Origin of the sequence: Xanthomonas sp. NCPPB 2632 (genome assembly GCF_041228075.2) — a bacterium.
Taxonomy (GTDB): Bacteria; Pseudomonadota; Gammaproteobacteria; order Xanthomonadales; family Rhodanobacteraceae; genus Luteibacter.
Map to the genome: position 1 here is coordinate 2315830 of NZ_CM192979.1, position 18779 is coordinate 2334608.

Sequence of the window (18779 nt, forward strand, 5' to 3'; positions counted from 1 at the left end):
CCGCATGGCCTCGGAGAGCCAGATGGGTGGCGCCGGATGCGAATGCACGCATGCCGCGTGCCAGCAGCATCACCGATCAGGAGATCCATCCCGTGAGTAACGATCCCAAACAGCCCACGCCGGGCTATCGCGAAGACAACCCCAAACCGTCCGGTTCACCCGACAAGGTGCCCGGCGAAGGGCACCCCGGCGAATCGCAGAACATGCCCAAGGACAAGCCGGGCAAACAGGGCTCCTGAGCCGTCATGCGCCTGATGACCGGCGGGCTCGCCGGTATCAGGCCGCCTTTCGCACCACGTCATCGATAGCAGCCATCGCGCTGTCGATCGACTGGCCACGATGCTCGTCGCCCATGGCGATGCCCTCCGCGCGCACTACTTCGATGTCAGTGACGCCGAGAAAGCCGAGCAGGGTGCGCAGGTAAGGTTCCTGGAAGTCCAGGCCGGCCGCCGGTGCGCCATTCGCGTAAACCCCGCCGCGCGACGACGCGATGATCACCCGCTTGCCGCCCGCCAGGCCTTCGGGGCCGGCGCTCGTATAACGGAACGTCTTGCCGGCCACGCTGATGCGGTCGATCCAGGCCTTGAGCGTACTGGCGATGCCGAAGTTGTACATGGGCGCGCCGAGGACGACGACATCCGCCGCCAGGAATTCCTCCAGTACCGCGGCGTTGACAGCGGACTGGGGATCGTTCTCGCCTGTCGGGGGCGTCCAGTGGGGCAGGGCGTCGGCGTGCAGATCCCGGTAGGTCACCGCCACGCCCGGATGGCTTGCGACGAATTCCGCGACCACGGCGGCGGTGAGACCGCGTGAGACCGAATACGCGCCCAGCGCGCTCGAATCGATATGCAGGAGTTCATGGTGTTCCTCGAAGGGGCCGCCGCGGCGACATGGTTACGACGATACGCCGGGGACGCTGCGCCGATTAGGCGGCTTGTCGTAGACTCATTGTTCTAAACGAGAAACGACGGGCTACCGATGGAAGGCGCGCTGCAGGACCTGAACGACCTCTATTTCTTCGCCTCGGTGGTGGAGCACGGCGGGTTTTCCGCGGCCGGCCGGGCGCTGGGCATCCCCAAGTCGCGCCTGAGCAAGCGCATCGCCCAGCTGGAAGACCGTCTGGGCGTACGGCTATTGCAGCGCACCACCCGCCGTTTCGTTGTCACGGAGATCGGCGAACGTTTCTTCCAGCACTGTCGGGCTGTGCTGGAAGAAGCCCGCGCGGCCCAGGATGCCGTGGAAGAGCTGCGTACCGAGCCACGAGGCGTGGTGCGGGTAAGCTGCCCGATCTCGCTGGCCCAGAACGTACTGGGGCCGATGCTGCCGGCGTTCCTGCTCGAGCATCCCAAGGTGCAGGTGCGAATCACCGCCACCAACCGCCGCGTCGATCTCATCGGCGAGGGCTTCGACGTGGCCATACGCGTGCGCGAAAAGCTCGACACCGACGCCACGCTGGTGCTGCGCAGCTTCGGCTACGCACGCAGCCTGCTCGTGGCCAGCCCCAAATTCCTCGACACCCACGGCAGGCCCACCACGCTGGAAGCGCTGTCGCGGTTGCCGGCGCTGTCGATGTTCGAACACGAGGGAGCCCAGATCTGGGAACTGCTGGACGCGCAGGGCAAGAAAGCCGCGGTGGAGGTCAGGCCGCGCCTGATCAGCGGCGACTTCTCGGTGCTGATCTCGGCGGCCCTGCAGTGTTGCGGCGTGGCTCTGCTGCCTGAGGAATACTGCGGGCCGATGATCGCCGCGGGCCAGCTGGAGTGGGTGCTTCCGGAATACACCACGGCGCAGGGCACCCTGCACTTCGTCTATCCGAGCCGCCGGGGCCTGCTGCCGGCGATCCGCAGCTTCGTCGACTTCCTGGCCGAGCGGCTGCCCAAGGCACGCTCGGATTTTCGCCGCGAGTGCGAGAAGGTGGCCGTCGATCCCGGCCTGGCGGGGGCATTGCAGATCGCCCGCATGGTAGGATCGGAGCAACCGGCGGCGTTTGGCCGTCCAAACGAATAAGGGCGTTCGATGCAGCTCGAAACCAAGCTACCCAAGGTCGGCACCACGATCTTCAGTGTCATGAGCCAGCTGGCGCTGGAGCACAAGGCGGTGAACCTGGGGCAGGGTTTTCCGGACTTCGAGCCGCCGCAGGCCCTGCGCGAGGCGGTCACCCGGGCCATGGCCGAGGGCCGCAACCAGTACGCGCCCGGTATCGGCATTCCTAAACTCCGCGAGCAGATCGCGGCCAAAACCGAGCGCCTCTACGGTCACCGGGTCAGCCCGGATACCGAGGTGACCGTTACCTCCGGCGCCACCGAAGCCCTGTTCTGCGCCATCGCCGCCGTGGTACGCGGGGGCGACGAGGTCATCCTCTTCGACCCCTGCTACGACAGCTACGAGCCGGCCGTGGAACTGCAGGGCGCCGTCGCCGTGCATATCCCGCTGACGCTGCCTGCGTTCGGCATCGACTGGCAGCGCGTGCGCGAGGCGATCACGCCGCGTACCCGGATGATCCTCGTCAATTCGCCACACAACCCGTCCGGTGCGGTGCTCACGCGTGTCGATCTCGACCAGCTCGCCGAGATCGTTCGCGACACCGGCATCGTCGTGCTGTCCGACGAGGTCTACGAACACATCGTCTTCGACGGAGCGGAGCATCAGAGCGTATTGCGCCATCCGGAGCTTGCCGCGCGCAGCATCGTGGTGTCCTCGTTCGGCAAGACGTTCCACTGCACGGGCTGGAAGGTCGGCTACGCCATCGCGCCCATGGCGCTGACAGCCGAATTTCGCAAGGTGCACCAGTACATCACCTTTTGCACGTTCAACCCGGCGCAGTGGGCGTTTGCCGAGTTCCTGGAGTCCAGCCCGGAGCATTACCTCGAACTGCCGGCCTTCTACGAGGCGAAGCGCGATCGCTTCCGCGAATTGCTGGCGCCGTCGCGGCTGACCTTGCTCGACGTGCCGGGCGGGTATTTCCAGCTGGTCGATTACAGCGCGATCCGCGACGTCGACGACATCGCCTTCAGCGAATGGCTGGTGCGCGAGGGAGGCGTGGCCGCCATCCCGCTCAGTCCGTTCTACGAGACGGCGCCGGGCACCCGCCTGGTCCGCCTGTGCTTCGCCAAGAACGACGCCACGATGGAAGCCGCCGCGGAGCTGCTGTGCAAACTCTGACCGTCAGCCTGGTCCAGGGCGCCACGCGCTGGCACGACGCCGCGGCCAACCGCGATTATTACGGCGCCCTGGTGCGCTCGGCCGCCGCCAGCGATCTGATCGTGCTGCCGGAAACCTTCCTGTCCGGGTTCACCAACGACGCGCTGGGCCAGGCGGAGACGATGGATGGCACCAGCGTCGCCTGGATGCGCGACCTGGCCGGCGAGGTAAATGCCACGCTCACCGGCAGTCTGGTGATCCGCGAGGGCGATACGGTCTACAACCGGCTCATCTGGGCCTCGCCGGATGGCTCGCTGGCGTATTACGACAAGCGTCACCTGTTCCGCATGGCCGGCGAACACACGCGCTACGGCGGCGGCAACCAGCGCCTGCTCGTCACGTTGAAGGGTTGGCGCATCCTGCCGCAGGTCTGCTACGACCTGCGTTTTCCCGTCTGGCTGCGCAATGGCCGGCGTGCGGAGGCGGAGGGCGGCATGGACTATGACCTGGCGCTGTTCGTCGCCAACTGGCCCGCGCCGCGCCGGCAGCCGTGGCGCACCCTGTTGCGCGCACGCGCCATCGAGAACCTTGCCTATGTGATCGGCGTGAACCGTGTCGGTATCGACGGCAACGACCACCCGTACGCGGGCGACAGCGCCATCATCGACCCGATCGGCGAAGCCCTGCTGGAACTGGGCCCGCAGGAGCAGGTGGTCACCACCGTGCTCGACCCGGCCCCCCTGCAGGCGCACCGCGAACGCTTCCCCGCCTGGATGGACGCCGACGCGTTTTCGTTGATTCCCTGACTCTCACGCTAGGGGCGCCACCCTCACGCTGAGGGAGCCGTGACCGGCGTGTAGGAGCGCGCGTTCGCGCGCGACATCGTTGGAGGCCGTGCCTGCGAGCTGGCGCGCAGCATCCATATATTGTCGCGAAAAGATGTCGCGCGCGAACGCGCGCTCCTACAACGACCTGGCGTTTGCCGCCGAAGGCCCGGCGTTTGCCACGACGCGCCGCTTCATTTAGCAGGCGCGAACGGAACCACCGGGCCGACCGGCGTCGCCTTGCGCCATGCGCCGAGTTTGTCCCGGATACCCTCGCCGATATCGATCTGCGGCTCCGACGGCTCGAGCGAATCCCTGGTCTCCCAGCCGGCGATCTCGGCCCTGGCCTTGCCGAAGGCGTCGATGAAATCGGGCGTGACATTGATGCCGTCGGCGAGCCAGGCGCGCCCGAAGTACGTGATGTCCGAATCGCTGCCGCAGCCGAACGACGTGCGGTCGGTGCGTGCCGAGGTCATCACCAGGGTGCCGGGCCCGCGAAGCTTCGGCACGAAACCGCCGGAGTAGCAGGCGTTGACGACCAGCACCTTCCAGCGGAACGGATGGCTGGCGAATATATCGGCCAGGCCGTCGGCGTCCAGCTGGTCCAGCGGAATCGGGTCCATGTCCACCAGCAGCGAATGGTCGCTGCCGCCGTGCGTGGCGATGTAGAGCAACAGCACGTCTTCCCTGGGGTCCATGACGCTGGCCAGGCCATTCAGTGCCGCCTCCAGGTTGGTCCAGCTGGCCAGCGGGTGACTCGACAGCGTGGCCGGATGGTTCTCCAGCACCAGCGTGTGGCCGGGGCTGCCGAAGCGCGTGGTCATCAGGCGGTCGAGGTATTCCGCCTCGTTGCGGAACACGCTTTCCGAACCGTCGCCGGCAAACGCGATGGCATACACATTGGTCTTGCCGGGCGTGCGGCGTGCCAGTCGCGAAAGCGACGCCTTCATCTGTGCCGGCTGGGCGGCGAAGACCTGCTCCGGCGTGGGTGCGTCGCCGGGCCAGGCGCTGTCGTCCAGGAGCGTCGGGGCGTCCGCATCCGGCTCCGCCGCGGGGTCGGTCACGGCCGTCATGGATGATGCGGCCGCGGGGTGGGTGCCCGTCTCGCGGACGGCGTGTGCTGTCGAGCCAGCGGCGGGCAGGGCGTGTCCGGCCGCGGCCACGGGCTGCGTGACGGGCCGTGCTGGCCCGAGTTGCAGAATGCCTACGGTTCCCAGCGCACCGGCGGCAAAGGCCGCCAGGGCCCAGATCGCCGTGCGGCGACGCGGGTCAGGGGACAATGGCATCGAAATCGGCAACGGCGGGATGTCCGGCTTCCACCAGCGCCTGCGGCGGGCGTACGAGCTGGATGGTGCGCATACCCGCCTCGCGGGCGGCGTCCAGTTCCTCGCGGATATCGGACAGGAACAGCATCTGGGCCGGCGGCAGGCCGATCGCCTCGGCGATCTTGCGGTACGAAGCCGTCTCGCGCTTGTGCCCGGTCTGGGTGTCGAAGTAATCGCTGAACAGCGGCGTGAGGTCGCCGTATTCCGTGAAGCCGAACAGCAGCTTCTGCGCGGGCACCGAGCCGGACGAGTAGACGTAGAGCCGCAGCCCCTGCGCATGCCAGGCGCGCAGCCGCGCCGCTACTTCGGGATACATGTGCGAGGTGTACACGCCCGACTCGTAGCCTTCGCGCCAGATCATCCCCTGCAGGGCCTTCAACGCGGTGGACTTGCGGTCCTCGTCGATCCAGCGGATCAGCAGGTCGATGATCTCGCCGCGCGTGGCTTCGACGATGCCGGCTTCCCTGGCGGCCTCGTGCAGCCAGTGCTGCACCTCCGCCACGTCGGTGTGCGTTTCCACATAGGCGGGCAGGTGCTGCCGCGCATAGGGGAAGAGCACGTCCTTGACGAAGTCGATCGAGCTGGTGGTGCCCTCGATGTCGGTGAGGACGGCGCGGATATCGGACATGCGGGGAAGCCTGTGGGCCGGAGAGACTCCGCAGGATAAACGACCGCGACCCTCCGAGGAACGGCTTACGCCGTGCCGGTTTCCTTGGCCGAGTCGTGGGGCGTCATGCGGGGAAACCGCTCGGCGATGTCGGTGCCGGTGAAATCGGCTACCCAGCCCTCGGTGTTGGTGAACAGGCGGATCGCCACGAAATAGGGCGATTCGCTCATGTCGAACCAGTGAGGCGTGCCGTCGGGCACGCCGATCAGGTCGCCCTTCTCGCAAAGCACCTCGTAGACCCGGCCGTCGATATGCAGGGTGAACTGCCCGGCGCCGGCCACGAAGAAGCGGACTTCGTCCTCGCTATGGGTGTGCTCGTTCAGGAACTTCTGCCGGAAGGTGGCACGGTCCGGATGATCGGGCTTGAGGCTGATCACATCGACCGAGCGGTAGCCATTCTCCGCCATCAGGCGGTCGATGTCGGCACGATAGGCGGCGATGACCTCGTCCTGCGAGGCGCCGGGGGCGATCGGCTGGGTGGCCTCCCACTGCTCGAACCGTACGCCGACGGCCTGCAGCGCGGCGGCAATGGCGGCGTGGTCGTCGTGCACGGTGACCGGTGCGTCGTGGGTGTGGTCGTCGTAGATACGCAGACGGCTCATGGGGAAAGCCTCCTCAGGTCGAGTTCGCAGCCCAGCAGGAATTCCAGGGCCTCCAGGTGCCGGCGTGTCTCGGCCATGTCGCGACCCCAGGTGTAGATGCCGTGCCCGTCGATCAGGTAGGCATGCAGGGGCTTGCCGGCGTCTATCCAGGCATCCACGCGGGCTTCGAGTTCCGGCATGTGCTGGGTGTTGGGAAAGACGGGGATTTCGAGCACGCTCTCGTGGGTGGTGTAACCGGTGATGGCCTTCTGCAGTTCCCAGCCTTCCAGACGCACCCGGCCCTCGGTGGCGAACAGCCGCGAGCAGACGCTCTGCGTGCGCGAATGGGTATGCAGCACCACGCTGGCCTCGGGAAAACGACGGTATACCTGCGTGTGCAGCCCCGTCTCGGCGGAAGGCCGGTTATCCGAGCCCACCGCCTTCCCCTGCATGTCCACCACCATGATGTCGTCGCGGCCCAGCCGGCCCTTGTCGCGGCCCGAGATCGTGATGGCCGCCAGCGTATCGTCCAGGCGCATGGAGAAATTGCTGCTGGTCGCAGGCGTCCAGCCCAGCGATGCCAGCTCGCGCGCGGCGTCGGCGATGGCGTCGGCGTGGTCGGCGAGCAGGGCGGGATCGATGGGGGGCAGGGTGGTCGGCATGGGGATTTGGACGTCCAAACGGATGGGGAGTGTACCACGCGGGGATGACGGTCCCGCGGCGACCCGGACCGGGCCTGGCGCGTAATGCGAACCACTGCCTTTCGGCAAAGCGCGTACGATCCCGGCCGTACGGCCCGCGGGCCGGATCATCATCGACGGAGGTTCACCTATGTCGCAAGACACCGAGAACATGGAGGGGCGTCGCCGCTTCCTCAAGGCCGCCATGGGCGGCGTGGCCGCCGCGGCCGTGTTGGGCACGTTGCCGCGCGCCGCAGTGGCCCAGGACCTGCCTCATCTGGCCCCGACCGACCCGACGGCCGCCGCGCTGAAGTACACCGAGGACGCCAGCAAGGCCGCCGGCCGGGCAACCTCGAAGGACGCCTGCTTCAACTGCAACTTCTACCAGGGCAAGGCCGATGCCGCCTGGGGGCCATGTCAGTTGTTCCCCGGCAAGGCCGTGGCCAGCAAGGGCTGGTGCGTGTCCCATGCCGTCATGATCTGAAAAGCAAAATGCCACCCGGCGCGTGGGTCGAGGAGCTGACCCTCCCAACGCGCCGGGCGGCAATCCGGGGCCCACTGCCAAGTGATTTACCCGCGGACTGAGGATCATACTCCCCTCCCGCCGCAGCCGGCCAATGGCAGTTAAATGACGGTCGTGCTTGACTCATTTAATGCAATAAATCAATGAGTTGTGAAAACTACTTCGAGCCAGCTCTAAGTCGGCTGTGGCGATATCCGTAGGCTACGTACATCACCAGACCGAGCACGGTCCACACGCCCATCAGTACCCAATTGCGCACGCCCATCGACCACAGCAGGGCGACGCAACTGAGGATTCCGAGCACGCACGTCACCGGTGCGAAGGGCACCCGGAAGGTCCGCGGCAGTCCCGGGGCCGTCTTGCGCAGGATCATCACCCCCGCGCATACCGCGCAGAAGGCGACCAGCGTGCCCATCGAGGTGAGGTCGCCGAGCAGGTTGAGCGGGAACACCGCCGCCAGCAGGGCGATGCCCACGCCGGTAATCACCGTGTTGATGTGCGGTGTGCGGTACTTCGGATGGATGGTGGTGAACACCTTCGGCATCAGGCCATCGCGGCCCATGATCATGAAGATGCGCGGCTGGGCGATGATCATCACCAGCACCACCGACGACAGGCCGATCAGCGCGCCGACTTCAACGATGCCGCGCAGCCAGCCCAGTTCCGGGTGCTGGCGGATGGCCGTGACCACCGGCTCGGAGGTGCCCAGTTCCGCGAAGGGCACCAGGCCGGTAAGCACGGCGGCCATGGCGATATACAGCACGGTGCAGATCGCCAGCGAGGCCAGCGTGCCGATGGGCATGTCGCGCTGCGGGTTCTTGGATTCCTGCGCCGCGGTGGAGGTGGCCTCGAAGCCGATGTAGGCGAAGAAGACCATCGAGGCACCACGGAGGATGCCAGACCAGCCGTACTTGTCACCGCCCTGGTTTTGCGGGATGAACGGGTGCCAGTTGGCCGTGTCGATATGGCTGGCGCCCACCACGATCACCACGATGATCAGCGCCGTCTTCAGCAGCACCATCGCCATGTTGATGCCCGTGGACTCCTTGATGCCCACGTAGCAGAGCCAGGTGAGCGCCAGGGTGATGCCCACCGCGGGCAGGTTGAACAGGGCACCCGTGAAGACGAAATGGCCGTCGATGAAATCCAGCGGGGCGTTGGTCAGCGCGGTCGGGATATGGATGCCGACATGATCGAGCAGGCTGACGAAGTAGCCGGTCCAGCTGACCGCCACCGCCGAGGCGGACACGCCGTATTCCAGGATCAGGTTCCAGCCGATGAACCATGCCGCGCCTTCGCCCAGCGTGGCGTACGCATAGGAATACGCGCTGCCCGAAACCGGGATCATCGAGGCGAACTCGGCATAGCACAGCGCGGTGAAGGTGCTGCAGATGGCGGCGAGGATGAACGAGATGATGATGGCCGGGCCGGCATGTTCCGCGGCGGCGACACCCGTGATGACGAAGATGCCACCGCCGATGACCGCGCCGATACCCAGTGCCGTGAGCCCCCAGGGGCCGAGCGTGCGCCTGAGCGCGGGACCGTGAGCGTCGTCGGGTTCGGCCTGGGGAGCTTTCTTGGCGAGTAGCTGGGTGAGCATGGGCGGCCCGGAGGAAGTGACGTGGAGAGGATAGCCGTAAACGTAAAAGGCCGGCGGGAGCCCGCCGGCCTTTTACGTTCGCGCGAGGATCAGGCCAGCGACTTGCGCAGCTTGCTGTGCGCGTAGCCGTAGCCGAAGTAAATGACCTGGCCGATGACGATCCAGCCGCACATCAGGCGCCAGTGTTCCTCGAACGCCTGCCAGAACAGATAGACGCAGGCCAGCGCGCCGATGATGCAGATCGGCCACACGAATGGCACGCGGAAGCTGCGCTTCAGTTCGGGGCGGGTGTAGCGCAGGATCAGCACGCCGATGCACACGGTGGCGAATGCCAGCAGCGTGCCCATGGAGACCAGTTCGCCCAGCACGCTCACCGGGAACAGGCCGGCCATGGCCGCCGCGGCGACGCCGACGATCACGGTGCCGACATAGGGTGTGCGGAACTTCGGGTGCACCTTGGCCATGGTGGGCGGCAGCAGGCCGTCCTTCGCCATCGAGAAGAAGATGCGCGGCAGGCCCATCAGCATCACCAGGATGACCGACGACAGGCCGGTGATCGCGCCGAGGATCACCAGCGCCTTCAGCCACGACAGCTGCGGGTAGAGGCTGAGCGCGGTGGCTACCGGCTCCGGCGTGTTCAGCATGCGGAACGGGGCGATGCCGGTGAGTACCAGTGCCACGGCGATGTAGAGCACGGTGCACAGGGCCAGCGAACCCAGGATGCCGATGGGCATGTCGCGCTGCGGGTTCTTCGCTTCGCCGGCGGCGGTCGATACCGCGTCGAAGCCCACATACGAGAAGAACACGATGGTAGCGGCGCGGAAGATGCCGCCCCAGCCGTACGTGCCCGGGCCTTCGGAGGCGGGGATGAACGGGTGCCAGTTGGCGGGGTTGATCACCTGCACGGCGAACGCCAGGAACAGCAGGATCACGGTGACCTTGATCGCCACGATGATCGAGTTGACGAAGGCCGACTGCGTGATGCCGACGTAGCACAGGCCCGACAGCGCGGCGATGATGCAGACCGCCGGCAGGTTGATCAGCGTGCCGGTGGCCTGGATGTGGCCATCGACGAACTGGAACGGAGCCGAGGCCAGCGCGGTGGGCAGGGCGAGGTTGCTGTTGGTCATGTGCCCGATCATGCCGAGCAGCTCGTTGAAGTAGCCCGACCAGCCGGCGGCGACGGTGGCGGCGGCGAACAGGTACTCCAGGACCAGGTTCCAGCCGACGAACCAGGCGACGTATTCGCCCAGCGTGGCGTAGGAATACGAATAGGCGCTGCCGGACACGGGCAGCATGGCCGCGAATTCGGCGTAGCACAGGCCGGCCAGGGCGCAGGCGAAACCGGCGATCAGGAAGCTGATGACCAGCGCGGGGCCGGCGTGCAGGGCGGCGGCCTGCCCGGTGATCACGAAGATACCTGCACCGATGACGGCGCCGACACCGAGAAGAATGAGGTGCTTGGCGGTGAGTACCCGACGGAGCTCGCCGTTACCGTGGGCGCTGGTATCGATGTGCTCACCGGCGTCAACGTGCGGCGCGGCCTCGATCGGATGCGTCGCGAACAGGTGTTTCAACATGTGTCTCCCCTACTGCCGGAATGTAGCCTTTTATTATTTGGGACCGCCGCGTGAGTCACGGTGGACACGCCGCTGCCCGGAAGCGCTGGCACGGCACCATAGCCCAGCGGGCCTTGGGCGTACAAGCTGCGATGCGATGCGCGCCAAGGCGCTGCACGTACCGGTGCGGATGTCGAGCATGACTTACGGCGGTTGTGCATGATGCGATGTCGCTCTTTCAGAAAACCATGTTGAGTGCGGCCTGCGGGGCCACGTAGTCGCCCGCGTTGCGCCCGGCCACCGTGAACTGCACGCCGGCGATCAGGCCCATGGTCGGGCTGAGGTGGTACTCCACGGCCGGTGCCAGGCTGATGTCGTGGCCTGCGGGCACGCGGTGGCGGACGTTGCGCCCGTGCTCGTCGTGTCCCGCCACCGCGACGGCGCCGGCGCGGTTCCAGATGGCTTCGCCGACCAGCACCCAGCGCCGGTCGAGCACGTATTCGGCCGCGAGGGTGGCATTCCAGGCCTGACCCGGTCGTGCGAAGCCGCGGAAGCCGCTGTCGGTGGCATAGACGCTGCTGTCGCGGACACGTACGTGGCCCGGCGAAGGGCTCCACGCCAGTTGACCACGCCAGCGCACCGCATGATCGTTGGCCAGCCAGTGGAGTTGCTGGGCGCCGAGGCTGACCGTGGTGCGGGCCGCGCCGTTGCCGGTGGCGTTCAACGGGTTGTTGTCGAGTCGCTGGAAACTGCCGGTGGGCAGGCGCTGGGCGAGCGCCAGGGCCAGGATCAGGCCGGTACCGTCCGCGGCCGGTGCCCGCAGGCGCTGCTGCACACGCACCACGGTGTCGCCCATGCGCAGGCCGTCGGTATGGCGGCCGGCGCCCGAGGTGCGCGAGGCGTTGAGGGTGACTTGCACGGCACTGCTGTCGGTCAGCCCGTAGGTGACCGGCACGGCGACCTGCCATTGACGGTACATCGCATGCTGTTCGCGGCGGCGCCCGTCGTTGTCATAGCTGCCACGGGTATTGGTATGGATGAGGTAGGGCTCGATGTTGAGCATCCCGGCCGGCATCGTGTTCACGGCGGGGGTCACCAGCGGGCCGGTGAAGTCGGGTGATGCGTGCTGCGTGTCGGGCGGCGCGGCGAGGGCGAGCGGTGCCGCAAGAACCCAGGAGAGGGCGGTGGCGGCGCGGAGATGAGCGTTCATGCGATTCCTTGCGGGTGGATATCTGCCAGGCGCGTCATGCGCTTGAAATGCATCCTAGGCGGCTCCGCCCGCCCGATAACATCGGATTAGTCTGAAAATGACGTGCGAGAATGCGCGGTCTCCTTGCCGCCATCACCGTCTATGACTGCCGATTGCCTTGCCCTACTGTCCGCCCTGCGCCGATATGGCGACCGCTGGCCCAGCGAGCCCGACGTCGCTCGCTGCGTCGCCTGGCTGGAAGACGGTGAACGGCCGTTCGAACGCGAAAGCCTGGACGGCCATTTCACCGGCTCGGCCTGGCTGGTCAGCCGCGACGGCACGCGTGTGCTGTTGATGCTGCATGCCAAGCTCGGCCGGTGGCTGCAGCCGGGCGGCCACGCCGATGGCGATCCGGACCTGGCGGCGGTGGCGCTACGCGAGGCGGAAGAGGAAACCGGCCTGCTCGGGCTCACGGTGCGGCGGGAGATCTTCGACGTGGATGCCCATCGGATTCCCGCGCGGGGCCATGAGCCGGAACACTGGCATTACGATGTGCGTTACGTCGTGGTGGCGGGAGCCGACGAGGCATTTGCTGCCAATGCGGAGTCGTTGTCGCTTGCGTGGGTGCCTATTGTGGATCTGGCGCACGACGAGAGCGTCGAACCTTCGCTGCGGCGCATGGCGGACAAGTGGCTGGCCGTCGGGAACTTGCCGACCACGGCCTGATCGGGCCGCTTCACCTGACTTGTCGCGGCCATGGACGATCCGCGCCAGAGGATCGATCAGTCCTCGTACCTGTCAGGCGCAGGATGCAGCGTGCCGCACCGTTTGCAGGTGCGCGCGTCGATCGAGCGGTAGAAGGTATCGAACACGGGCGGAAAATCCTTCTCGATACTGTCGAGGGTGAAATAGGTCTCGAACAGTTTGTGGTTGCACCGCTGGCAGAACCACATCAGGCCGTCACGCTCACCCGCGAGGCGTCGCCGCTCCACCACCAGCCCAACCGAATCCGGCATGCGTTGCGGCGAATGCGGCGTACGTGGCGGAAGATAGAAGATCTCGCCGGCGCGGATGGGAATGTCGCGTGCCTGGCCGTCGTCCTGCACCTTGAGCACCATCTCGCCTTCCAGCTGGTAGAAGAACTCCGGGCCTTCGTCATAGTGGTAATCGGTGCGGGCGTTGGGGCCGCCGACGATCATGATGATAAAATCGCCATCGACGATGCACTTGTTGCCGACGGGCGGCTTGAGCAGGGCGCGGTTTTCCGCAATCCAGCGTTGCAGGTCGATCGGCGGCGGCAGGCTCATGGTCGGCGTCATCCTGATGTGTAGGAGCGCACGATGTGCGCGATGCTTTTTACCAGGCCTTTGCAGGCCCTTGAAGGTCCTCGCGGGATCGCGCACATCGTGCGCTCCTACCCGTGTGCGGGTTCTGCGGGATCATCGCGCACAGCGTGCGCTCCTACAATATCCGGGGTGCCGCACGATTATCACGCACATCGTGCGCTCCTACGCAGGCGTGGCGACACGGGAGACGAGGATGGATCAGGAGACGAGGATGGACGACGAGATCAGCTGGGCCGATTTCGAGAAGGTGATGATCGTGGCGGGCACCATTGTCCGCGCCGAGGTATTTCCCGAGGCGAGACGGCCCGCTTACAAGATATGGGCGGACTTCGGTCCATTCGGCGAGCGCAAGACCAGCGCGCAGGTCGCGGCGATCTACCGGCCGCAGGACCTGGTCGGCAGGCAGATCGTGGCGGTCGTCAATTTTCCGGAAAAACAGATCGGCCCGTTCCGCTCGCAGTTCCTGCTGACCGGCTTCCACACGGACGAGGGCGTGGTCATCACGACCACGGAGCGGCCGGTGCCGAACGGCACGCGGATGGCGTAAAGGCATGCGAGGGGCGTAACGGCATGCGACAACGGCACATGGCTGTCGTAGGAGCGCACGATGTGCGCGAATCGGGGTTCGGGGTTCGGGGGTTCCGGTGCGCGTCCGGAAACGCCTGCACGGTTGTCGCGCGTGGCTTCTTTCGCCGTGGGTGAGGGTGACGGATCGCGCACATCGTGCGCTCCTACCGGTGGCCGTGCGGCCGACCGATCGTCGGTGGCCGGGTGGCCGGGCGGCCGACCGGTCGTCGGGGGCCCATCGTCGATGGCCGGGCGTTAACGGCCCGATGTCGCCGGCCCGGCGCGATGGCCGGGCCGGCGCTGTCACGTGGTACTACAGCGCTTCGAAGATGCCGGCGGCGCCCATGCCAGTGCCGATGCACATGGTGACCATGCCGTACTTCTGCTTGCGGCGACGCAGGCCGTGGATCAGCGTGGCCGCGCGGACGGCACCGGTGGCGCCGAGCGGGTGGCCGAGGGCGATGGCGCCCCCCAGCGGGTTCACCTTCGACGGATCGAGGCCGAGGTCGCGGATGACCGCCAGGGCCTGCGCTGCGAACGCCTCGTTCAGCTCGATCCAGTCGAGCTGGTCCTGCGTGATGCCGGTCTGCTTGAGCGCCTTGGGAATGGCTTCCTTCGGACCGATGCCCATGACGTCAGGCGCCACGCCCGCCACCGAGAAGCCCACGAAGCGGGCCAGCGGGGTCAGGCCGTAATCCTTGATCGCCTTCTCGCTGGCGATCAACAGGGCGCCGGCACCGTCGGACATCTGCGAGGAGTTGCCGGCCGTGACCGAGCCGCCGAACTGACCGTTGCGGAACACGGGGCGAAGCTTGCCCAGTACGTCCAGCGTGGTGTCCTTGCGCGGGCCTTCGTCGGTATCGATGATGCGGCGATCTTCGCGCACGCTGTGGTTGGCGAGGTCCGGATAGCGGTCGTCGAGCTGGAACGGAGTGATCTCGTCCTTGAACTCACCCGCGGCGATGGCCGCGAACGCGCGCTCGTGCGATTGCAGGGCGAAGCGATCCTGGTCCTCGCGGCTGACCTTCCAGCGCTCGGCCACCTTTTCCGCGGTGATGCCCATGCCGAAGGCGATCGCACGGTTCTCGTCGCTCTCGAAGATGGCCGGGTTCATGGCGATCTTGTTGCCCATCATCGGCACCATGCTCATCGACTCGGTGCCACCGGCCAGCATGAGGTCGGCCTCGCCCAGGCGGATGCGGTCGGCAGCCATCGCGATGGCCTGCACGCCCGACGAACAGAACCGGTTGATCGTGACGCCCGGCACCTGCTCCGGCAGGCCGGCCAGCAGCACGCCGATGCGGGCCACGTTCATGCCTTGCTCGGCCTCCGGCATGGCGCAGCCTATGACGGCGTCGGCGATCAGCATCGGATCGATGCCGGGCGCCTGTTCGATCACGGCGCGGATGACGTGCGCCAGCAGGTCGTCCGGACGGGTATGGCGGAACACGCCGCGCGGCGCCTTGCCTACCGGGGTGCGGGTGGCGGCGACGATGTAGGCATCTTGCACTTGCTTGCTCATGGGTGGTTCCTTTAAGTGGGAAAGTCGGATGCGTGCGAGCGCGTGGCGCGTCAGTTACGCAGCGGCTTACCCGTCGTCATCGTGTGCGCGATACGGGCCAGGGTCTTCTCGGTCTGCGCCAGTTCCACGAAGTGGCGACGCTCCAGGGCCAGCAGCCAGGCTTCGTCGACCAGCGAGCCGCGCTCGATCTTGCCGCCCGCGAGCGTGTCGGCAATGCGGCTGGCGATATCGATGTCGTGCGGCGAGGCGAAATAGCCCTCGGCCAGGTTGGCCAGCGACGCCTTGAAGGTGGCCGTGGCCACGTCGCCACCGACCGGGATGGCGCGACCGGGCATCGGCGGGCGGTAGCCGGATTCCGCCATGGCCAGGGCCTGCGCCTTGGCCACGTGGAGCACTTCATACGTGTTGAAGACCACTATGTCGTCCTTGCGCAGCAGGCCCATGGCCTTTGCTTCGATCGCACTGGTCGACACCTTGGCCATCGCCACGGTCTCGAAGATCTTCTTGAGGAACTCGAACGGATCGTCCGGGTTGGCCTGCGCGGCACGCACGGCGAATTCCTTCAGGCCGCCACCTGCCGGCAGCAGGCCGACGCCGGCCTCGACCAGGCCGATGTAGCTTTCCAGCGCGGCCACGGTACGCGCCGCATGCATCTGGAACTCGCAGCCACCACCCAGCGCCAGTCCGCGCACGGCGGCGACCACCGGCACCAGGGAGTACTTGATGCGCATGCTGGTGGCCTGGAAGTTCGCCACCATGGCCTCGAACTGGGCCAGCTTGCCGGCCTGCAGCAGACCCAGCGCGCCCTTGAGGTCCGCGCCGGCCGAGAACGGCTCGGACGGCTGCCACAGCACTACGCCGCGGAACTGCTGCTCGGCCAGGCCAATGGCGTGCTGGATGCCGTCGAGCACGTGGTCGTTCACCGTGTGCATCTTGGTCTTGAACGAGATCACGCCGATGTCGTCGCCCGCATGCCACAGGCGCACGCTTTCGTTCTCCCAGACCGTGGTGCCCTTGTCGAAGGATTCGCCGAGGATGGGGTCGGGGAACGCCTGGCGGGCATAGACCGGATGCGTGGAACGCGGCTTTTCGGCGTTGGCGCTGGCCGAGTACGAGCCGGCCTTGCCGTGCACGCCGGTGCGGCCGTCGGTGACCCAGGCCGGCAGGGGGGCGTTGCTCATGGTCTTGCCGGCGGCGATGTCCTCGGCGATCCAGCCCGCGACCTGCTGCCAGCCGGCGGCCTGCCAGAGCTCGAACGGCCCCAGCTTCCAGCCGTAGCCCCAGCGGATGGCGAAGTCGACGTCGCGGGCCGTCTCGGCCACGTCGGCCAGATGGAAGGCGGTGTAATGGAACAGATCGCGGAAGACGGCCCACAGGAACTGCGCCTGCGGGTCGGCCGAGGCGCGCAACTTGGCGAACTTCTCGGCCGGGTCGCGGATGGCGAGGATGGCGGAGACCTCATCCGAGGCCTTGGGCTCGGACGGGCGGTAGTCCTGCTTCTGCAGGTCGAGCACCACGATGTCCTTGCCGGCCTTGCGGTAGAAGCCGGCGCCGGTCTTCTGGCCGAGCGCGCCCTTGTCGATCAGGGCCTTCAGCCAGGCGGGCGGCTGGAAATAGCGGTGCCACGGGTCGTCCGGCAGGGTGTCGCCCATGGTCTTGACCACGTGGGCCAGGGTGTCCAGGCCGACCACGTCCGCGGTGCGGAAGGTGGCGCTCTTCGGCCGGCCGATGGCCGGGCCGGTCAGCGCATCGACGGTGTCGAAGCCCAGGCCGAACTGCTCGGTGTGGTGCATGGTGGAGAGCATCGAGAACACGCCGATGCGGTTGCCGATGAAGTTCGGGGTGTCCTTGGCGTAGACCACGCCCTTGCCGAGGGTGGTGGTGAGGAAGGCTTCGAGGCCTTCCAGCACGGCACCGTCGGTGAGACGTGTCGGGATCAGCTCGACCAGGTGCATATAACGAGGCGGATTGAAGAAATGCACGCCGGTGAAGCGGTGACGCATGTCTTCCGGCAGCGCTTCGGCCAGGCCGTTGATCGACAGGCCCGAGGTGTTGCTGGCCAGCACGGCGGTCTTCGACACGTGCGGCGCGATCTTCTGGTAGAGGTCGAGCTTCCAATCCATGCGCTCGGCGATGGCCTCGATGACCAGGTCGACATCGGCCAGCTGGGCCAGGTCGTCCTCGTAGTTGGCCGGGATGATCGCGGCGCCCAGGGATTTTTCGGCCAGGGGCGCGGGCGAAAGCTTGGCCAGGTTGGCGATGGCTTTCAGCGCGATGCCGCTCTTGGGACCGTCCTTGGCGGGCAGGTCGAACAGGACGGTTTCCACGTTGGCGTTCGTCAGGTGCGCGGCAATCTGCGCGCCCATGACGCCGGCGCCGAGTACCGCGGCCTTGCGAATGCGTAACGGTGTTGCGGTCATGGTGATCTCCGGTGATGCGTGAGGATGCGTCCCGCGGTCAGCGAGCGACGGGGACAGGCGATGGGGCGGGCGAGACGGCCGGGCTGCGCAGGCCGGCCGCCGCAAAGCGGATCAGGTGCTCGGCGGCGCTTTCGCGGTGGTCGCGTTCGGCCACGTCGGTCTTGCGCTGGATGATCCCGAAATCGGCCATGGCGTAGGTGAGGGCGCCGGTGACGATATCGAGCCGCCAGTAGATGTCTTCCTTGGGCAGGCCCGGCAGCAGCCGGGCGAACTCGCCGGCGAACTGGCGAAGCACGTGGCCGTAATTCTCGGACAGGAACCGCCGCAGGGTCTCGTTATGCTCGGCATACGCCCGGGCCAGCACGCGGACGAAGGCGGCGCCACCGCCGTCGTTGCGGGACAGGTCCAGCGCGGGGCGGATGTAGGCGTCGAGGACATCCTCGAGGCGGGTACCTTCGCCACCGGCCACCTTGCCCAGGGCGGCCAGGCGCCGGCTGTTCAGCTCGTCGAGGCGGCGACGGAACACTTCCTCGATCAGCTTGTCCTTCGAGCCGAAGTGGTAATTCACCGCGGCGAGGTTGACCCGGGCCGCGGCGGTTACCTGCCTCAGCGACGCGCCGGCAAAGCCGTGGGTGGCGAACAGGGCCTCCGCGGCGCCCAGGATACGTTCCTTGGTGCTGCGCTCGCGCGAAGCGTAGGGGGCGTTCGTCATTCGGCGGACTCCGCAGGCGGCAGGGTTTGAATCAAACGATCGTTTGAGAATACGCCCGGGCACGCGAAAGGGTCAATGTGCGACCGCACATGGCTGCAAGCGGCTTGCGATTGAGCTAGAATC

19 protein-coding genes are annotated in these 18779 nt (G+C 66.9%); 7 read left to right on the plus strand and 12 right to left on the minus strand.

What is annotated here, in order from left to right:
- Positions 1-50 precede the first annotated feature (50 nt).
- Complete coding sequence (locus AB8808_RS10290; protein ID WP_369929072.1) at positions 51-239, plus strand: hypothetical protein; 189 nt, start codon at positions 51-53, stop codon at positions 237-239.
- 37 nt (positions 240-276) lie between these two features.
- Here the strand turns inward: AB8808_RS10290 and AB8808_RS10295 are convergent, their stop codons facing one another.
- The gene (locus tag AB8808_RS10295; protein ID WP_369931236.1) at positions 277-852 is read right to left on the minus strand and encodes an FMN-dependent NADH-azoreductase; all 576 of its coding nucleotides are present in this window, start codon (positions 850-852) and stop codon (positions 277-279) included.
- A 126-nt stretch (positions 853-978) separates the two neighbouring features.
- On the opposite strand from AB8808_RS10295, the gene AB8808_RS10300 reads away from it, so the two are divergent.
- The 3 genes from AB8808_RS10300 to AB8808_RS10310 are packed head-to-tail and all read left to right on the plus strand — an operon-like array spanning position 979 to position 3947.
- A complete protein-coding gene (locus AB8808_RS10300) occupies positions 979-2007 on the plus strand; it encodes a LysR substrate-binding domain-containing protein (protein ID WP_369929074.1) in 1029 nt (342 codons plus the stop codon).
- Positions 2008-2016: 9 nt separating this feature from the next.
- A complete protein-coding gene (locus AB8808_RS10305; protein ID WP_369929076.1) occupies positions 2017-3162 on the plus strand; it encodes a pyridoxal phosphate-dependent aminotransferase in 1146 nt (381 codons plus the stop codon).
- On the plus strand, positions 3150-3947 hold the full coding sequence (locus AB8808_RS10310; RefSeq protein ID WP_369929077.1) for an amidohydrolase: 798 nt from the start codon (positions 3150-3152) through the stop codon (positions 3945-3947). The genes AB8808_RS10305 and AB8808_RS10310 overlap by 13 nt, the downstream gene beginning before the upstream one ends.
- A gap of 212 nt (positions 3948-4159) precedes the next feature.
- On the opposite strand, the gene AB8808_RS10315 is transcribed toward AB8808_RS10310, so the two are convergent.
- The 4 genes from AB8808_RS10315 to AB8808_RS10330 form a co-directional block, all read right to left on the minus strand.
- A complete protein-coding gene (locus tag AB8808_RS10315; RefSeq protein WP_369929079.1) occupies positions 4160-5251 on the minus strand; it encodes a C13 family peptidase in 1092 nt (363 codons plus the stop codon).
- A complete protein-coding gene (gene mtnC, locus AB8808_RS10320; protein ID WP_369929081.1) occupies positions 5235-5918 on the minus strand; it encodes an acireductone synthase in 684 nt (227 codons plus the stop codon). Before mtnC ends, AB8808_RS10315 begins: the two co-directional genes overlap by 17 nt.
- 65 nt (positions 5919-5983) lie before the next feature.
- Positions 5984-6559 carry a 1,2-dihydroxy-3-keto-5-methylthiopentene dioxygenase gene (locus AB8808_RS10325; RefSeq protein WP_369929083.1) on the minus strand — a complete coding sequence of 192 codons (576 nt, stop codon included), beginning with the start codon at positions 6557-6559 and terminating at the stop codon, positions 5984-5986.
- The gene (locus tag AB8808_RS10330; protein ID WP_369929085.1) at positions 6556-7200 is read right to left on the minus strand and encodes a methylthioribulose 1-phosphate dehydratase; all 645 of its coding nucleotides are present in this window, start codon (positions 7198-7200) and stop codon (positions 6556-6558) included. Before AB8808_RS10330 ends, AB8808_RS10325 begins: the two co-directional genes overlap by 4 nt.
- Before the next feature lie 169 nt (positions 7201-7369).
- Between AB8808_RS10330 and AB8808_RS10335 the strand changes: the two genes are divergently transcribed.
- Positions 7370-7702: a high-potential iron-sulfur protein gene (locus tag AB8808_RS10335; RefSeq protein ID WP_369929087.1), complete on the plus strand. Its 333-nt coding sequence runs from the start codon at positions 7370-7372 to the stop codon at positions 7700-7702.
- A 196-nt stretch (positions 7703-7898) separates the two neighbouring features.
- Here AB8808_RS10335 and AB8808_RS10340 read toward each other — a convergent pair whose 3' ends face one another.
- The 3 genes from AB8808_RS10340 to AB8808_RS10350 form a co-directional block, all read right to left on the minus strand.
- Complete coding sequence (locus AB8808_RS10340) at positions 7899-9341, minus strand: amino acid permease (RefSeq protein WP_369929089.1); 1443 nt, start codon at positions 9339-9341, stop codon at positions 7899-7901.
- Positions 9342-9430: 89 nt separating this feature from the next.
- Positions 9431-10921 (minus strand): amino acid permease, encoded by a 1491-nt coding sequence (locus AB8808_RS10345; RefSeq protein WP_369929091.1) that lies wholly within the window; start codon positions 10919-10921, stop codon positions 9431-9433.
- Between the two features lie 217 nt (positions 10922-11138).
- Positions 11139-12110, minus strand: coding sequence for a hypothetical protein (locus AB8808_RS10350; protein WP_369929093.1), 972 nt, complete (start codon positions 12108-12110; stop codon positions 11139-11141).
- A gap of 141 nt (positions 12111-12251) precedes the next feature.
- Between AB8808_RS10350 and AB8808_RS10355 the strand changes: the two genes are divergently transcribed.
- A complete protein-coding gene (locus AB8808_RS10355; protein WP_369929095.1) occupies positions 12252-12815 on the plus strand; it encodes an NUDIX hydrolase in 564 nt (187 codons plus the stop codon).
- 56 nt (positions 12816-12871) lie between these two features.
- Here AB8808_RS10355 and AB8808_RS10360 read toward each other — a convergent pair whose 3' ends face one another.
- Positions 12872-13396 carry a 3-hydroxyanthranilate 3,4-dioxygenase gene (locus tag AB8808_RS10360; protein ID WP_369929097.1) on the minus strand — a complete coding sequence of 175 codons (525 nt, stop codon included), beginning with the start codon at positions 13394-13396 and terminating at the stop codon, positions 12872-12874.
- A 250-nt stretch (positions 13397-13646) separates the two neighbouring features.
- On the opposite strand from AB8808_RS10360, the gene AB8808_RS10365 reads away from it, so the two are divergent.
- The gene (locus AB8808_RS10365; protein ID WP_369929098.1) at positions 13647-13982 is read left to right on the plus strand and encodes a tRNA-binding protein; all 336 of its coding nucleotides are present in this window, start codon (positions 13647-13649) and stop codon (positions 13980-13982) included.
- Positions 13983-14315: 333 nt separating this feature from the next.
- Here AB8808_RS10365 and AB8808_RS10370 read toward each other — a convergent pair whose 3' ends face one another.
- From AB8808_RS10370 to AB8808_RS10380, 3 genes are read right to left on the minus strand one after another with little or no spacing between them, the layout of a single operon-like run.
- Positions 14316-15524 carry an acetyl-CoA C-acyltransferase gene (locus AB8808_RS10370; RefSeq protein ID WP_369929100.1) on the minus strand — a complete coding sequence of 403 codons (1209 nt, stop codon included), beginning with the start codon at positions 15522-15524 and terminating at the stop codon, positions 14316-14318.
- 50 nt (positions 15525-15574) lie between these two features.
- Positions 15575-17944, minus strand: coding sequence for a 3-hydroxyacyl-CoA dehydrogenase/enoyl-CoA hydratase family protein (locus tag AB8808_RS10375; protein ID WP_369929102.1), 2370 nt, complete (start codon positions 17942-17944; stop codon positions 15575-15577).
- Between the two features lie 37 nt (positions 17945-17981).
- A complete protein-coding gene (locus AB8808_RS10380) occupies positions 17982-18656 on the minus strand; it encodes a TetR/AcrR family transcriptional regulator (protein ID WP_369929104.1) in 675 nt (224 codons plus the stop codon).
- Positions 18657-18779: the final 123 nt, after the last annotated feature.

Excerpts from the sequence above, each read along its gene's own strand:
- AB8808_RS10335 (WP_369929087.1), top strand. The coding sequence starts at position 7,370 with ATGTCGCAAGACACCGAGAACATGGAGGGGCGTCGCCGCTTCCTCAAG.
- mtnC (WP_369929081.1), bottom strand. The coding sequence starts at position 5,918 with ATGTCCGATATCCGCGCCGTCCTCACCGACATCGAGGGCACCACCAGC.
- AB8808_RS10360 (WP_369929097.1), bottom strand. The coding sequence starts at position 13,396 with ATGAGCCTGCCGCCGCCGATCGACCTGCAACGCTGGATTGCGGAAAAC.
- AB8808_RS10330 (WP_369929085.1), bottom strand. The coding sequence starts at position 7,200 with ATGCCGACCACCCTGCCCCCCATCGATCCCGCCCTGCTCGCCGACCAC.
- AB8808_RS10365 (WP_369929098.1), top strand. The coding sequence starts at position 13,647 with ATGGACGACGAGATCAGCTGGGCCGATTTCGAGAAGGTGATGATCGTG.
- AB8808_RS10350 (WP_369929093.1), bottom strand. The coding sequence starts at position 12,110 with ATGAACGCTCATCTCCGCGCCGCCACCGCCCTCTCCTGGGTTCTTGCG.
- AB8808_RS10325 (WP_369929083.1), bottom strand. The coding sequence starts at position 6,559 with ATGAGCCGTCTGCGTATCTACGACGACCACACCCACGACGCACCGGTC.
- AB8808_RS10300 (WP_369929074.1), top strand. The coding sequence starts at position 979 with ATGGAAGGCGCGCTGCAGGACCTGAACGACCTCTATTTCTTCGCCTCG.
- AB8808_RS10375 (WP_369929102.1), bottom strand. The coding sequence starts at position 17,944 with ATGACCGCAACACCGTTACGCATTCGCAAGGCCGCGGTACTCGGCGCC.
- AB8808_RS10290 (WP_369929072.1), top strand. The coding sequence starts at position 51 with ATGCCGCGTGCCAGCAGCATCACCGATCAGGAGATCCATCCCGTGAGT.
- AB8808_RS10345 (WP_369929091.1), bottom strand. The coding sequence starts at position 10,921 with ATGTTGAAACACCTGTTCGCGACGCATCCGATCGAGGCCGCGCCGCAC.
- AB8808_RS10370 (WP_369929100.1), bottom strand. The coding sequence starts at position 15,524 with ATGAGCAAGCAAGTGCAAGATGCCTACATCGTCGCCGCCACCCGCACC.
- AB8808_RS10305 (WP_369929076.1), top strand. The coding sequence starts at position 2,017 with ATGCAGCTCGAAACCAAGCTACCCAAGGTCGGCACCACGATCTTCAGT.
- AB8808_RS10380 (WP_369929104.1), bottom strand. The coding sequence starts at position 18,656 with ATGACGAACGCCCCCTACGCTTCGCGCGAGCGCAGCACCAAGGAACGT.
- AB8808_RS10315 (WP_369929079.1), bottom strand. The coding sequence starts at position 5,251 with ATGCCATTGTCCCCTGACCCGCGTCGCCGCACGGCGATCTGGGCCCTG.
- AB8808_RS10355 (WP_369929095.1), top strand. The coding sequence starts at position 12,252 with ATGACTGCCGATTGCCTTGCCCTACTGTCCGCCCTGCGCCGATATGGC.
- AB8808_RS10340 (WP_369929089.1), bottom strand. The coding sequence starts at position 9,341 with ATGCTCACCCAGCTACTCGCCAAGAAAGCTCCCCAGGCCGAACCCGAC.